Source organism: Candidatus Accumulibacter cognatus (assembly GCF_000584975.1).
In the GTDB taxonomy this organism is placed as follows: Bacteria; Pseudomonadota; Gammaproteobacteria; order Burkholderiales; family Rhodocyclaceae; genus Accumulibacter; species Accumulibacter cognatus.
In genome coordinates this window covers 54,888-69,545 of sequence record NZ_JDST02000007.1, presented here as the reverse complement: position 1 = coordinate 69,545, position 14,658 = coordinate 54,888, and the positions used below count along the sequence as shown (strand labels likewise).

Here is a 14,658-nt window from a genome sequence, read left to right as displayed (position 1 = left end):
GTTACCTATTTCAGTATACTTCCGCCGCCTCTTTCACGTCGCCAGCTTCCATCATCGCCGCAGTTGCCGAGTTGACGGCTGCCTGCACCGGGTCAAGGTCGAGTCGCGCACAGATCGTCAGCGAGGTAAGCCCCGGCAGCAGCAAGCTTGACGATGCGTGGCGCGCAGTTGTCGCCTTCGGCTTCTCACCGGAAACTGGCCAGAATCTCATGTAGCCGGCCGAAGCTTTTCCGAGCCATCTTGGCGGGAACCTGTGCGGGTTATTGCGGGCGATGGTTCGCCTAGGACTGAAGGCGGTTTTTTTGCGCTTGCTGTGGCTGACGCTGTTGGCGGCGATTCCAGAGAACGAGGCGTGCCGACATGCCCCTCGCGCGCCGGAAGTGGTGTTGCTAGGCAGCTCAACGAATGTTGCAGGGTCGACTAATTCGATCCGTGCTTCGCTTTCTATTTGCCTATTTTCCGTTCCTTCGCGGCAGCACCCAGTTGGGGCGCGGATAGTGGCAAGTATATCCGTTTGGATAGCGTTCCAGATAGTCTTGGTGTTCCGGTTCAGCCTCCCAGAAACTGCCGACGGGTTTGAGCTCTGTAACCACCTTGCCAGGCCAGAGGCCGGATGCATTGACATCAGCGATGGTGTCCAGGGCGATTTGCCGCTGCGCTTCGTTTTCATAGTAGATGGCAGAGCGGTAGGATGAACCGATGTCGTTGCCCTGGCGATTGCGCGTGGTTGGATCGTGGATCTGGAAGAAGAATTCTAGCAGGCGTCGATAGCTGATCTGCTCCGGGTCAAAGAATATTTCGATGCCTTCCGCGTGGGAACCGTGGTTGCGGTAGGTTGCGTGAGGCAAGTCGCCGCCGGTGTATCCGACGCGGGTGGCGACAACGCCGGGTAGGCGGCGGATGAGTCCCTGCATGCCCCAGAAGCAGCCGCCGGCAAGCATTGCGCGTTCGGTGTTTATCATTATTTCACCTCCACTTGATCGATATATTCTGCGTAGCCTTCGGTTGCCATCCGTTCCAGGGCGATGAAGCGTAAGGACGCGGAATCGATGCAGCAGCGCAAGCCTCCCCGGCCCTGCGGATCGTCGGGAAAGACGTGACCAGGATGGCTGTCGCCATGGGCGGAATGGACTTCCGCACGGATCATGCCGTGGCTCATGTTGTTCATCATGTTGTTCAGTTTGAGCAGGTGAGAAGAAATCATGGGCTTGGGGAAGCTCGGCCAGCCGCAGCCGAATTCGAGCTTGTCACTGGAGGCGGACAGGAGCTTGCCAGAGACGATGTCGACAGATATGCCCGGCGCGTGGTTGGGCATATATTCGCCGGTGCCGGGATATTCCGTGCCGTTCTGCTGAGTGACCCGATACTGTTCAGCGTTCAGTTCGGCGATAGCAGCTTCATTTCGACTGTAGCGATTCATGGGGTTGTTCTCCAGTTGGTGAGTTGGACAGTTTCCTTGAATGGTCGTTTCTGGCAAGAGATCCTTACCGTCCTTGATGTTGTTGACCGCGAGGTGTTCAAGGATCAGGTCGGTGTTGTGGGCCTTCTCGGTGCCGACAGAGTCTGGATGCCAGTTTTGTAGTAACGGCGGTGCTGGTGGACTATCGCCGGCCTGTCTTCCGGTGAGTCGAAAGCGGGCGAGTAAACCGAGCCCTTCAAGCAGGGCGTGAATCTTCGTGCTCAGCAGGCCATAGACTACGAAGTGAAAAAATTCGTCGACTTCGTTACCAGTTGGGTATATGGAATGTCAGGAATGTCCGCCGCCAGCTTCCCGATTTGCTTAGCGACAGCTATGCCAAAGAGAACGATCAGGTAGACCTGCGCTACGCGATCTGCAACTGCCATGGCTGGGTGCGGAGCGACGAGCCCCGGGTAGTCGTGCGCTGCGAACCACTGCAATACAACCTGCGCGTCGTTATGCCCAGGTTAGCTGCGATAGTCCGCATTGATCTTCACGTAATCGTAGGTGAGATCACAGGTATAGACGGTGGCGCTGGCGGTGCCGCGGCCGAGTGCGACGCGGATGCCAATCTCGGCTTGTTGCATGATGGCGGCGCCGTCTTCTTCGTGGTAGGAGGCCGCCCGTCCGCCTCTTTCGGCAACCAGAATCTCCGTTTGGCCGCTGCTCAACCAGACGCTGACTGGCCCCACATCGAGAGCATCAAGCTCGGCGTAGCCGATCGCGGCCAGGATGCGGCCGAGGTTGGGATCGGAAGCGAAGAAAGCGGTCTTGACCAGCGGCGAGTGCGCGATCGCATAGCCAACGCGCTTGCATTCTGCACGGTCGCGGCCCTCTTCAACGGCGATGCTGATGAACTTGCTGGCGCCTTCGCCGTCGCGAATGATTGCCTGCGCCAGTTCGACGGCAACGGCGACCACTGCCTCGCACAGCGCCGCGTAGCCGGGTGCAGCCGCGTCGGCAAACTCGACGCCGGCCTCGCCCGTCGCAATCAGGAGGAAGGAATCATTGGTCGAGGTGTCTCCATCGACGGTGATGCTGTTGAATGAGGCGTCGGCGGCTGTCCACAAGAGCTGCTGCAGCAGGGGCGTGGCGATGCCGGCGTCGGTAGCGATGAAACCGAGCATGGTTGCCATGTTTGGCCGGATCATTCCGGCACCCTTGCTGATGCCGGTGATCGTCACCGTCCGGCCGGAGACATTGAGGCGCCGCGAGGCGGCTTTGGCGACCGTATCGGTGGTCATGATGGCGTGCGCTGCGGCGTGCCAGTGGTTCTCCTGGAGATCGGCGACGCAGAGCGGCAGGCCGGCCACCAGACGATCGACCGGCAAGGGTTCGAGGATGACGCCGGTCGAGAAGGGCAGCACCTGCCGGTCCTCGATGCCCAGCAAGTGAGCGGTAGCGGCACAGGTGTGCACCGCCGCCTGCCAGCCCTGCTCACCGGTACCAGCATTCGCAACGCCAGTATTGATCACCAGCGCGCGGATATCGCTGCCGAGCTCGAGATGACGACGGCAGACCTGTACCGGTGCGGCACAGAAGCGGTTGGTGGTAAACACACCAGCGACTCGGGACCCTTCTGCCAGCGACAGCAAGGTCAAGTCGCGCCGGTCAGGCTTGCGGATGCCCGCTTCGGCGACACCCAGGCGAACGCCGGTGACCGGGAACAGTTGAGAGGGGGAAGGGGTGCGGTAATTGACGGGCATTGCAACCTCGCGGGCGGAGAAGGTCAGCACGGCCAGGGGATCTGTCAGGGCACCGTTTTTGCACCCTGGCGCTTCGGTTCAGTTCACTCCGGACAACTACAAACTACGACAACTTGCCATGGCAGTATTTGTACTTCTTTCCCGAGCCGCAGGGGCAAGGTTCATTGCGGCCTACCTTGGCACCGGTATGCATCGGTTTCTGCACGTGCGTTGCCGCCGTGTCGCTGCCTCCCTCCTGCCCCAAGGCTTCATCATAGTCCGCATGGTGGTAGCGGACGTTCTGCACATCCGCATGCGGGAGGGTTTCCTCGACATCCTGAGTGCGCACCTGCACGGTGACCAGGAGACGCGTCACGTCGACGCGAATGTTGTCGAGCATGCGCTCGAACAGCTCGAAAGCTTCGCGTTTGTACTCCTGTTTCGGGTTCTTCTGTGCGTAGCCACGCAGATGGATGCCCTGGCGCAGGTGGTCCAGCGCCGCCAGATGTTCTCGCCAGTGCGTATCGAGGCTCTGCAGCATGACGTTACGCTCGAACGGATGGAAGGCATCGGCGCCCACGAGTTCGATCTTGGCTGCATAGGAAGCGGCAGCCGTATCGATCAGCCGCCGCAGCATGTCATCGCTGCTCAGGTTCGGTTCATTCCTTGACCACTCGGCCATCGGCATCTGCAACTGGAGTTCGGCGGCCAGTGCTCTTTCGAGCCCGTGCAGATCCCATTGTTCCTCGACACTGTCAGCCGGGACGTAAAGCCTGAAGGTATCATGCAACACGCCTTCACGCATCGCCGTCACGGTTTCGGAGATATCGTCAGTTTCCAGCAACTCGTTCCTTTGCGCGTAGATGACTTTGCGCTGATCATTGGCGACATCGTCGTATTCGAGAAGTTGCTTGCGGATATCGAAGTTGCGCGCCTCGACCTTGCGCTGCGCTGATTCCAGTGAGCGCGAGACAAGCGGATGCTCGATCGCCTCGCCATCAGGCATTTTCAGTCGCTCCATGATCGCCTTGAGGCGATCGCCGGCAAAAATGCGCAGCAGCGAGTCATCGAGGGCGAGATAGAAGCGTGAGGAACCGGGATCGCCCTGGCGACCCGAACGGCCGCGCAACTGATTGTCGATCCGCCGCGACTCATGACGTTCCGAGCCGATGATGTGCAGGCCGCCGGCGGCGACGACCTGATCGTGCAGCTTTTGCCAATCCGCACGGATCACGCTGATGCGCGCCTCGCGGTCCGCATCGGTAAGCGCCTCGTCGTCGCGGAGTTGCGTGATCAGTTTCTCGATACTGCCGCCGAGGACGATGTCGGTTCCACGACCGGCCATGTTGGTGGCAATGGTGATCATCCCCGGCCGTCCGGCCTCGCGGACGATTTCGGCTTCGCGCGCATGCTGCTTGGCGTTGAGAACCTGATGCGGCAGTTTTTCGTGGTCCAGCAGGGCCGAGAGCAACTCGGAATTCTCGATCGAGGTGGTGCCGACCAGCACCGGCTGGCCGCGTTCGCGGCAGCCACGAATATCGGCAACGATCGCCGCGTGTTTCTCCTTGGCGGTACGGAAGACCTGGTCGTTGTGGTCGGTCCGGCGCATGGGCTGGTTGGTCGGGATGACCACAGTTTCCAGACCATAGATTTGCTGAAACTCGTAGGCTTCGGTATCCGCAGTGCCGGTCATTCCGGACAGCTTGCTGTACATTCGGAAGTAGTTCTGGAAGGTGATCGATGCCAGGGTCTGATTCTCGTTCTGAATCCGGACACCTTCCTTGGCCTCGACCGCTTGGTGCAGACCATCGGACCAGCGACGACCGGACATCAGGCGACCGGTGAACTCGTCTACTATGATCACCTCACCATTCTGCACTACATACTGCTGATCCCGTAGGAACAGGTTGTGGGCGCGCAGTGCAGCGTACAGATGGTGAATCATCAGGATGTTGGAGGCATCGTAGAGACTGCCGCCGTCAGGAAGCAGGCCAGCTTGTGCCAGGATCTCTTCGGCGTGCTCGTGACCCTCCTCGGTCATCAGGATCTGATGGCCTTTTTCGTCTACCCAGTAATCTCCCGGACCATCCTCGACCTCGCAGCGCTTGAGCAGCGGAGCGACCTTGTTCATGCGCACGTACAGTTCGGTATGGTCTTCAGCCTGGCCTGAAATGATCAGGGGTGTGCGCGCTTCGTCGATGAGGATCGAATCCACTTCGTCGACGATGGCGAAGTTGAGCTTGCGTTGGACTCGCTCGGTGCCGGAATAGACCATGTTGTCGCGCAAGTAATCGAAGCCGAACTCGTTGTTGGTCCCGTAGGTGATGTCGGCAGCGTAGGCCGCCTGTTTGTCCCCGTGGGCCATTTGCGACAGGTTCACGCCGACGCTGAGGCCGAGAAAACGATGCAGGCGCCCCATCCACTCAGCGTCGCGGTTGGCCAGGTAATCGTTGACCGTTACCACATGTACACCGTTCCCGGAGAGTGCATTCAGATAGGACGCCAGCGTCGCCACCAGCGTTTTTCCCTCACCAGTACGCATTTCCGCGATCTTGCCGTCGTGCAGGACCATGCCACCGATCAGCTGGACGTCGAAGTGACGCATGCCCAGCGTACGCTTGCCGGCCTCGCGAACCACGGCGAAAGCCTCCGGTAGCAAGGCGTCGAGTGTCTCGCCGTTGGCAACGCGCGACTTGAAATCGGCGGTCTTGCCGCGCAGGGCGTCGTCAGAAAGCGTACTGGTTCCCGCTTCCAGCGCATTGATCTTGCGGACAACCTGCATGTACTGCTTGATCAGCCGATCATTGCGGCTGCCGAAAATCTTCTTGAGTAGGCCGGAAATCATTCTGGGAACGATAAAGAAATGCGAAGTTGATATGAGGACCCGGGCCAACAAGCAGAGCCGGTTCCACTGTGAACAACTGGATCACGGTTCGGGTTGGGCCGCCGGACCGGTAGGGTGACGGGATATCTACATCAGCATGTGTTGCGCGGCATGGATACTACCTTCAAGACTCGATTGACGCAATTCTGACGTTGTCTGCAGGTACAGATTCGTGATCTGCAACAGGTCGGCAGAACTTCCGGAGCATGCCGAGGAGATGGTGAAATTACCTTGCATGAATGAAAAAAATTCAGGCATCGAGTGAGATTTTATCGTTTGCCGCGTTGCCAGCGACAGATTATTGTATCCGGGCAATCCCGGATACCGGGAATCATCGAGCTACAGTGGAACGCAATCTCACTTTAGCCATTACGAGGTCTCTCAAGGAGAAACAAAATGGGCGAGAGCATCCCCGTCCTGGGCGCAGGTTTCACCATTTTATTCATGGTCTTATGTTTTTCATCGCCAAGCATTGGTTTGCTTGTTGACTGGCTCGCACGCCATCGCCAGCATGACCTGACAATACAATAGGCGACTACAGATATAGGATTGTCCGATTATCCTAGCATATTGGCATTGGAGCATCGTGCAGGACAGCATCGAGAATCATCTTTCGATGGGCGCGCAGATGCTCAGAGATTGTTCATCAATAGCTGACCGAGCAGTATTGCCGTCAGCAGTACGGCGATGACGCCCAGCAAGCGCCTGTGCTGGCGCTGTGTGCGTGCCAGATCGGCCAGCAACGGCGCCAGATCAGGCGCTTTCGTTTGTGCCAGCGCCTGGTGTACCAGGCGTGGCAACTGCGGCAGGATGCGTGCCCAGTAGGGAGCTTCCTGCTGAACGCCGCGATGGAATGCGCGGCTACCGAGTTGCTCGCTCATCCAACGCTCCAGGAATGGTTTGGCGGTCTTCCACAGGTCCAGATTGGGGTCGAGTTGCCGGCCCAGGCCCTCGATGTTGAGCAGGGTCTTCTGCAGCATCACCAGTTGCGGCTGGATTTCGACATTGAAACGGCGCGAGGTCTGAAACAGACGCAGCAGGACGCGGCCGAACGAGATTTCGTGAAGTGGACGGTCGAAAATCGGTTCGCAGACGGCGCGGATGGCGGCCTCGAACTCGTCGGCACGCGTCTCTGGCGGTGCCCAACCAGCTTCGATATGAGCCATCGCCACGCGCTTGTAGTCGCGCTGGAAAAAGGCGAGGAAGTTCTGCGCCAGGTAATTCTTGTCGTTATCAGTCAGTGTTCCGACGATGCCGAAATCGAGTGCGATATAGCTGCCGTGATGGTCCGGATCGGTGGCGATGAAGATATTGCCGGGGTGCATGTCGGCGTGGAAGAAGCCATCGCGAAATACCTGCGTGAAGAAGATCTCGACGCCGGCACGTGACAGCGCCGGCAAATCGATGCCGGCAGCGATCAGGGCATCGGTCTGACTGATAGGGATGCCGCGCATGCGCTCCATGACCATCACTGTCGTCGTGCATTGGTCCCAGTACACTTCGGGTACCTGCAGCAACCGCGAGCCGCTGAAGTTGCGTCGCAGTTGCGAGCAGTTGGCGGCTTCGCGCATCAGATCGAGTTCGTCGTAAAGGTATTTGGCGAACTCGCCTACCACTTCGCGCGGCTTCAGCCGCTTCCCGTCCGACCACACCTTTTCGAGCAGGCCTGCCAGGGTTTCGAGCAGTGCCAAATCATTGGCAATCACGCCGTGCATGTCCGGACGCAGGATCTTGACGGCAACTTCCTGGCCGCCGTCCTCTGGCCGCAGACGGGCAAAATGGACCTGCGCAATCGAGGCGCTGGCGATCGGTGTCGAATCGAACTCGGCAAACACGGCACTGGCTGGCCGGCCATAGGCTTTCTCGATTTGCGTCAGTGCCAGTTCGGGCGAGAACGGTGGTACGCGATCCTGCAGCCTGGCCAGTTCATCGGCGATGTCGGTACGCAGCAGGTCGCGACGGGTGGACAGAACCTGTCCAAACTTGACGAAAATCGGCCCCAGCGACTCGAGTGCTTGGCGCAGACGAACCGCCGGCGGGGTGTCGAAACGTCGCCAGAAATGCAGGGCACGCGACAGCGCCGCCAGGCGACCGCTTGGTTCGTGCTCGAGAATCATCTCGTCGAGGCCGTAGCGGCTCGCAATACTCAGGATTTTGGCGAGGCGAAATAGTCGCACGGCTGACGGGCAGGTCTTGAAGTCGGCAAAGAGACGAGTTTACACAGAAACGGGTGTCATCGCTCCGCTCTGATACGCATATCAGTCAAGCTGCTCTCGACAGGCGCGAAATGGTCAATCGATGCTGCTCGATCCAGTACGGAAAACGGCTGTCGGCAAACACCGAGAGTTCCCGTATCCTTTGCTGCCCGATCGGGTCTCCAGCCTCGATAGCACTTGCGGGATGGCACATCAACAGGTCGCCGTCTGCAGCATCGACGAACCAAGACATCAGCATTCGTCGGTATTCTTCGGGGCTTGCCGAGAAGCCGTAGACCCCTAGCAGATGACGGTTCATCGGCAGACCCTGTGCATCCGCCAATCGGCGCATCGTCCGCGCACCCAGGCAGGCAATGATCCGGGCCTTCAAGCGCTTGCCACGATCGACTGTCAAGTGGCGCGCCGTTTGCGTCGAGCGCAGCCAGAGAGAACGCGTCGGATAGCGCTGAGCAATGCACTCCAGCAACTGCTCGCGAATCAGCGGCAATTGATGGACATGCTGGTGGCCGTCGATGAAATCAGGAGGACGTCCGAAGCGGGTTTCGAAACCATCCAGTTGAGAATCAATGGTCGCAGTGATCAGGGACTTCGGTAATTGTTGTAGATAACATGCGCTGATCAGGCGCGGCAGCGAGAAGCAGAATTGGCCTCTAACAAAGGCCTCGGTAAAATTGAGATGCAGCCCGATGTCCACCGGCAGTAGCGCCAGCAAAGAGACCTGTTCACTCAGCGCTGGCCCCTGCACTAGGCAACTGACCGCACTGAGGCGGCCCAGTCGGGCCAGTTCAAGAATGCCTGCGTTTATTCCGGCAGACATCCCGAAGTCGTCGGCGCAAATGGCGAGCCGCTTGCCGGCCGCAACAAGCGAAGTCTTAACCTTACTAGAGGCATCTGGCATGGTAGTGATATTCACGCAACTCGCGTGGTTTGTGTTCGTCGGTTGTACAGCGGCGGCAACGCATTGGCTGATCGCGGTGGGTTGTGTCACCGTTTGGCAACAGCCTCCGTTGTTGGCCAATCTGATCGGATGGCTGGTCGCTTTTCTGGTTTCATTTGGCGGACATTATCGCCTGACCTTTCGTTATCAGCAGAACTCTCTGGCGATCGCCTGCGGCCGCTTCTTTCTCGTCTCGGCAAGCGGATTCGTGATCAACGAACTGAGCTACGCCTTCTTGTTGCACGTCACCAATATCGCCTATGACCTGCTGCTGGCAGTGATTCTGGTGGCGATTGCGGTGCTGACCTTCATCCTCAGCCGTTACTGGGTTTTTCGCCACAGAATTTCCTGAGGGCTGCCGGCTGCAGCCGCCACAGCGCGTGCCTTTGGTCGGCGGTAAATACCGGTTGCTGCTGCAGCCACGGCAGCAGCTCAGGCGCCGACGGCTTGCCCCAGATCCATAATACGCCGGCAGCAGAACTGCAGAGTCTTGCCGCGAACTCTGCGGGCGTGAGCAGGACCGCCTGCCGGCTGGCATGGTCAAACTCTCCGGCATCGGCGAGTTCCTTTCGCCAATTGTCGCGCTTGGCGATTTCCGGATCCTGCCAATCGCTGACTACCCAGGCAGGCTTGCGGGCTTGCAAATAGAACGGCAGGTCGTATGGATACTGATCGACCAGGACCACTTGGTCCGGTGGCTGCAGCAGGGGACTGGCCTTGCTCGCCAGAGATTTGGCGGAAACTTTGTCGGCAAGTGCAACGCCGACCACCAGTGCGACACAGGCGATCGAGGCCAGGCTCAGGCTCCCAACATACCAGCGCAGGGCACGCGTCCGGTCACGATCCAGCCAGTGCGAAAAGGATTCGGCAATCAGATAGGCAAACGGCGGCGTCGCCGGCAGAATGTAACCCAGCAGCTTGGAACTCGGCAGAGAAAAAAAGACGACGATGAACAGGAACCAGATCACCATCAGGCTTCGCAAGCCAACCCGCCCGGCATCTCCGTGGTCGACCTGGACGAATGCGCGTGCAAACCATGGCGACCACGGCAAGGTGGCCAGGAAAATGACCGGAATATAAAACCAGAAGGCCATCTGGTTATTGAAGCCGGTTTCCGAAAAGCGCCGGAAGTGATGATAAACCACGAAATAATCGAAGAATCCGGGGTAGGAATGCTGCATCCAGAAAAACCATGGGAGCGCAATCAGTAGCAGGAGCAGCGTTCCTGGCAACCAGAAGATTGCTGGTAAAGACCGCCACGCTCGACGCCAGAGCAGCCAGAGCAGCAAAACACCGCCCGGCAAGACGATACCGATCAGACCCTTGGCAAGAATCCCGAGTGCGGCAAAGACGTAGCTGATGGCCAGGACAGCGCGATAGGGAAGCTTCTCTTCGAGACGAAGGATGGCATCGGCCCCGGCAAGAATCGTCAGGGTAATCAGACTGGCAACCAGCATGTCGAGGTTCGCGAATTGACTTCCTGCGTAGAAGATCGGCTGTGTGACCAGGATGACGATCGACAGGGTAGCAAGCTGGCTGTCCCGGTAACGACGGACAAACCAGTAGAGGCCCACGGCGGCAAAGAGGCTGGCGACCAGTGATGCCGCTCGCGCCGGCAACTCGTGCGCTCCGAATAGGCTCAGGCTCAAAGTCGTCAGCCAATAAAACAGCGGCGGCTTGTGGAAGAATGGCATGCCGTCGAGGCGGGGAACCAGCCAGTCGCCGGTGGTCAGAATTTCCCAGGCAATGCCCACATAGCGCCCTTCATCAGGAAGCATCAAGGGCCGGATTCCGGCCGTCGCCGACAGCCACACGGCCGTGGCCAGCATCACCAGCCACATTGATCGGGTATCAACAAATGCCGACAGCCACTTGTTTGTGCTCATCGATGCCTGCTCAGGATTCGTTTTCGGGCAGTTTTTGCCCGATGTTCCGCTTGACCACGTAGAGGGGACGCTGCTTGACTTCGTCAAAAATCCGCGCGATATAGGCACCCATGGTACCGAGTGCCATCAGGTTGATTCCAGAGAAGAAAAACATTCCGGTGACGATGGTTGTCCAACCTGAAATGTCGTGCCCATTGATCAGATAATCGATCACCAGGTAACTGCCATAGCAGAAAGAAAGCATCGCAATCAGGCTGCCGACCAGGTTGAAAGTGCGCAGGGGCCAAGTCGAGAAAGCGGTGATGCCATCGACCGCGAAACGAATCAGTTGCAGCAGATTGAAATGGCTATGCCCATGCAGCCGTTCGGCAGGAACATAGAGCATCGGCTCGGCCTTGAAGCCAACCCAGGCATAGAGCCCCTTCATGAAGCGGGTGCGTTCCGGCAGGCGAATCAGCGCGTCTACGACCTGCTTGTCCATCAGTCGGAAATCCCCGGCATCGGGAGGAATTCGAACCCTCTGCCCCTGCCCCAGAATGCCGTAGAACATTGAAGCGCCGACACGTTTGAGCCAGGATTCGTCATCACGATTCCTTTTTACCGCATAGACGGTGTCGACACCTGCCTGCCAGCGTACGAGCATATCCGGGATCAGGGCGAGCGGATGTTGCAGATCGGCGTCGATGCAGATCACCACGTCACCACTGCTCACTTCGAGCCCGGCACTGAGTGCTGCTTCCTTACCGAAGTTACGCGACAATTGCAGGTAGTAGACACCCGGGTTGCTGGTCACATAGGTCGTCATGAGTTGCGGCGTACGATCGGTACTGCCATCATCGACGACGATGATTTCCCAGGCAGAACTGATTTGATCCAGCAATTCGGCTAATTCAGGGAGCAGCAGGAGCAGACTGTCATGCTCGTTCAGTGCCGGGACAACACAACTGATGCGAGGCCGTTCGGATCGGGGAGGGCCGTGCCGAATCGTGGGGGGCACACTTGAAATCATGATCCCTTCGTAAGCCAATATAAAACGTTAGGGGAGCTCAACGGTTAGATTCTCCACCCGTTCAGGCGTAGCGTCGGGCATTCGGCCCAAATTCGGCCCAAATGAGAATTGCTGACAGGGAATTTGATACACCCCGAACAGCGTTTGTGCGATATTTTTTCCCGAGCGTTTCCTGCATCGTCCGCTGGCAGTCCAGGAAGGACGGGCTCTGCATGAAAAAGACCGAACCCATATCATCCCTTTCAGAAGCTTCAAACCGCAAAATTTAGCGGGTCTGCTTCAAAATGAGAACAGCTGTTCTCGCCGTTCTCGCCATCAATCGCCAAGTCGCGCATTGTGCGTCGTATAATCAGCAGCTTGACCAAATTCTCAGCCAGAAGCATTCGATGAGCCACGATCCCAAGAGCCACCTCGCCGAACTGATACGAGCCGCACTGCGCAGCGTTGCACCGAGCGAGTCCGACGCTGCCATCCATATCGAGCGACCGAAGCTGGCCACGCATGGGGATTTTTCCTGCAATCTGGCGATGCAACTGGCGCGATCGATCAGACGCAATCCACGGCAACTGGCGCAACTGCTGATCTCGGAGTTACCGTATTCGCCCCTGGTCGATCGGAGCGAAGTCGCTGGTGCCGGTTTCATCAATTTTCACCTGTCGCCTGCGGCCAAGCTCGAAGTGCTGCGCAGGATTCTAGAACAAGGCGCAGCGTTCGGTCGCTCGACGACTGGTGGCAAGCGCCGCGTGCTGGTCGAGTTCGTTTCGGCCAACCCGACTGGACCACTGCATGTCGGACACGGCCGTGGTGCCGCTTATGGCGGCAGCTTGTGCAAGCTGCTCGGTCATGCCGGCTGGGACGTGACCAGCGAATACTACGTCAACGACGCTGGCCGCCAGATGGATATCCTCGCCCTGTCAACCTGGCTACGCTACTTGGAACTAAGCAGGCCGGACAGCGTGCCATTCCCCCCGAGCGCCTACCAGGGCGAGTATGTTCGCGACATGGCCAGGCAGTTGCTGATGGCGCATCCTGGCCGTTACCTGCGACCGCTCGCCAACATCAGCGAAGGCCTGCCTGGTCTGCCCGATCCCGAACGTACCGACGCCGTCGCCGGGCAACAGCGTGAGACCCAGCTCGATGCGCTGATTGCCAGGGCCAAGCAGTTGCTCGGCGAGGAATGGAAAACCCTGCACGACTTCGTTCTCACCGAGCAACTCGCAGATTGCCGCAGGGATCTCGAGGAGTCCGGAGTGCACTTCGATGTGTGGTTTTCCGAACAGTCGCTATTCGATGTTGGCTTGGTCGCGCGTTGCGTCGAGCGACTCGACAAAAGCGGTCATCTCTATGTTCAGGATGGCGCCCGCTGGTTTCGGTCAACCGCTTTTGGCGACGAGAAGGATCGCGTCGTGCAGCGCGACAACGGTCTTTACACCTACTTCGCGTCGGACATCGCCTACCATCTCAACAAATACGAACGCGGCTTCCAGCGCATCATCAACGTCTGGGGAGCCGACCACCACGGCTATATTCCACGAGTCAGGGGTGCAATCAGCGCCCTGGGGCTTGATCCCGATGTACTCGAAGTGGCCCTGGTGCAGTTTGCCGTACTCTATCGCTCTGGCTGGAAGGCCCAGATGTCGACGCGTTCGGGGGATTTCGTCACCCTGCGCACGCTGCGAGAGGATGTCGGCAACGATGCCTGCCGCTTCTTCTATGTCCTGCGCAAATCCGATCAGCACCTTGATTTCGACCTCGATCTGGCCAAGAGCCAGTCGAACGACAACCCGGTCTATTACATTCAGTACGCGCATGCCCGCGTCTGTTCGGTGCTGGCCCTATGGGGGGGCGAGCCGGCAGGACTCACCGCCGCTGACCTCAGCCGCCTGGAAAGCCCATACGAACTTGCCCTGGCGGCCAGGCTGGGCGAGTTCCCTGAGGTCGTTGAAACGGCCGCAAGCGAGCTGGCACCGCATCTGGTTGCTTTTTACCTCAAGGATCTGGCCGCTGAGTTTCACAGCTACTACAATGCCGAACGGATTTTGGTTGATGATCCGGCGTTACGGGATGCACGTGTGGCACTGGCGGCGGCCGTCAGGCAGGTAATCCATAATGGGATGGCAATTCTGGGTGTCAGTTGCCCCGAGTCGATGTAATCGGAGGACCGAGGACTTCCATGAGTCTTGACATGAAACCCCGCAAAGCGCCGCCTGCCAGGAAATCGGAAGGAGGCACCCTGCTCGGCCTGTTCATTGGCCTGGTCATCGGCGTCATCGGCGTGGCCGGCGTGGTCTGGTATATCAACAAGGCGCCGCTGCCTTTTACTACTACTGGCCAGCAACCCAAGCTGCCGCCGCCCGTTGCCGGCAAGCCGCCAGCAGCCTCTCCCGAAGTGCCGCCGGTCGCGTCGGCGCCGGTGGCATTGCCCGGCAAACCGGGTGACCCGGTTACCGATAAACCGCGCTTCGATTTCTACAAGATCCTGCCTGGTAAGGCAGAGGCGATTCCCGATCCCAAACCCGAGGAAGTCAAGCCAGCGGAAACCAAGCCGCTGGTCGCCAGATCGATCGAGACCAAGCCGATCG

The 14,658-nt window shown here is 58.8% G+C and carries 11 protein-coding genes and 1 pseudogene; 4 read left to right on the top strand and 8 right to left on the bottom strand.

From position 1 onward, the window contains the following. Positions 1-215 (top strand): hypothetical protein (locus AW06_RS19680; protein WP_273704292.1); only part of this gene is annotated, 215 nt, incomplete at its 5' end. Positions 216-452: 237 nt separating this feature from the next. Here AW06_RS19680 and msrA read toward each other — a convergent pair. The 6 genes from msrA to AW06_RS01920 form a co-directional block, all read right to left on the bottom strand. After that, a complete protein-coding gene (gene msrA / locus AW06_RS01950; RefSeq protein ID WP_034944722.1) occupies positions 453-962 on the bottom strand; it encodes a peptide-methionine (S)-S-oxide reductase MsrA in 510 nt (169 codons plus the stop codon). After that, positions 962-1,420 (bottom strand): peptide-methionine (R)-S-oxide reductase MsrB, encoded by a 459-nt coding sequence (gene msrB / locus AW06_RS01945; protein ID WP_034944719.1) that lies wholly within the window; start codon positions 1,418-1,420, stop codon positions 962-964. Before msrB ends, msrA begins: the two co-directional genes overlap by 1 nt. A gap of 506 nt (positions 1,421-1,926) precedes the next feature. Then, positions 1,927-3,165, bottom strand: a complete 1,239-nt coding sequence (gene argJ, locus AW06_RS01935) for a bifunctional glutamate N-acetyltransferase/amino-acid acetyltransferase ArgJ (protein ID WP_034944772.1) — start codon at positions 3,163-3,165, stop codon at positions 1,927-1,929. Positions 3,166-3,268: 103 nt separating this feature from the next. Then, positions 3,269-5,989, bottom strand: a complete 2,721-nt coding sequence (gene secA / locus AW06_RS01930; protein ID WP_034944713.1) for a preprotein translocase subunit SecA — start codon at positions 5,987-5,989, stop codon at positions 3,269-3,271. Positions 5,990-6,660: 671 nt separating this feature from the next. Continuing rightward, positions 6,661-8,205 (bottom strand): ubiquinone biosynthesis regulatory protein kinase UbiB, encoded by a 1,545-nt coding sequence (gene ubiB / locus AW06_RS01925; protein WP_034944710.1) that lies wholly within the window; start codon positions 8,203-8,205, stop codon positions 6,661-6,663. A gap of 85 nt (positions 8,206-8,290) precedes the next feature. Further along, on the bottom strand, positions 8,291-9,142 hold the full coding sequence (locus AW06_RS01920; RefSeq protein ID WP_273704291.1) for a ChbG/HpnK family deacetylase: 852 nt from the start codon (positions 9,140-9,142) through the stop codon (positions 8,291-8,293). Here AW06_RS01920 and AW06_RS01915 point away from each other — a divergent pair. Next, complete coding sequence (locus tag AW06_RS01915) at positions 9,141-9,533, top strand: GtrA family protein (protein WP_034944707.1); 393 nt, start codon at positions 9,141-9,143, stop codon at positions 9,531-9,533. The two genes, AW06_RS01920 and AW06_RS01915, sit on opposite strands and share 2 nt — an antisense overlap. Here AW06_RS01915 and AW06_RS01910 read toward each other — a convergent pair. Beyond that, positions 9,496-11,067 carry a glycosyltransferase family 39 protein gene (locus AW06_RS01910; protein WP_273704290.1) on the bottom strand — a complete coding sequence of 524 codons (1,572 nt, stop codon included), beginning with the start codon at positions 11,065-11,067 and terminating at the stop codon, positions 9,496-9,498. The two genes, AW06_RS01915 and AW06_RS01910, sit on opposite strands and share 38 nt — an antisense overlap. 10 nt (positions 11,068-11,077) lie before the next feature. Further along, positions 11,078-12,076, bottom strand: coding sequence for a glycosyltransferase family 2 protein (locus AW06_RS01905; RefSeq protein WP_046535962.1), 999 nt, complete (start codon positions 12,074-12,076; stop codon positions 11,078-11,080). A gap of 386 nt (positions 12,077-12,462) precedes the next feature. Here AW06_RS01905 and argS point away from each other — a divergent pair, with 386 nt between their 5' ends. Together argS and AW06_RS19675 are read left to right on the top strand one after the other, a co-directional pair. Beyond that, positions 12,463-14,229 carry an arginine--tRNA ligase gene (argS, locus tag AW06_RS01900; RefSeq protein WP_034944760.1) on the top strand — a complete coding sequence of 589 codons (1,767 nt, stop codon included), beginning with the start codon at positions 12,463-12,465 and terminating at the stop codon, positions 14,227-14,229. A gap of 32 nt (positions 14,230-14,261) precedes the next feature. After that, positions 14,262-14,658, top strand: a pseudogene (locus AW06_RS19675) (SPOR domain-containing protein); the annotation flags it as partial.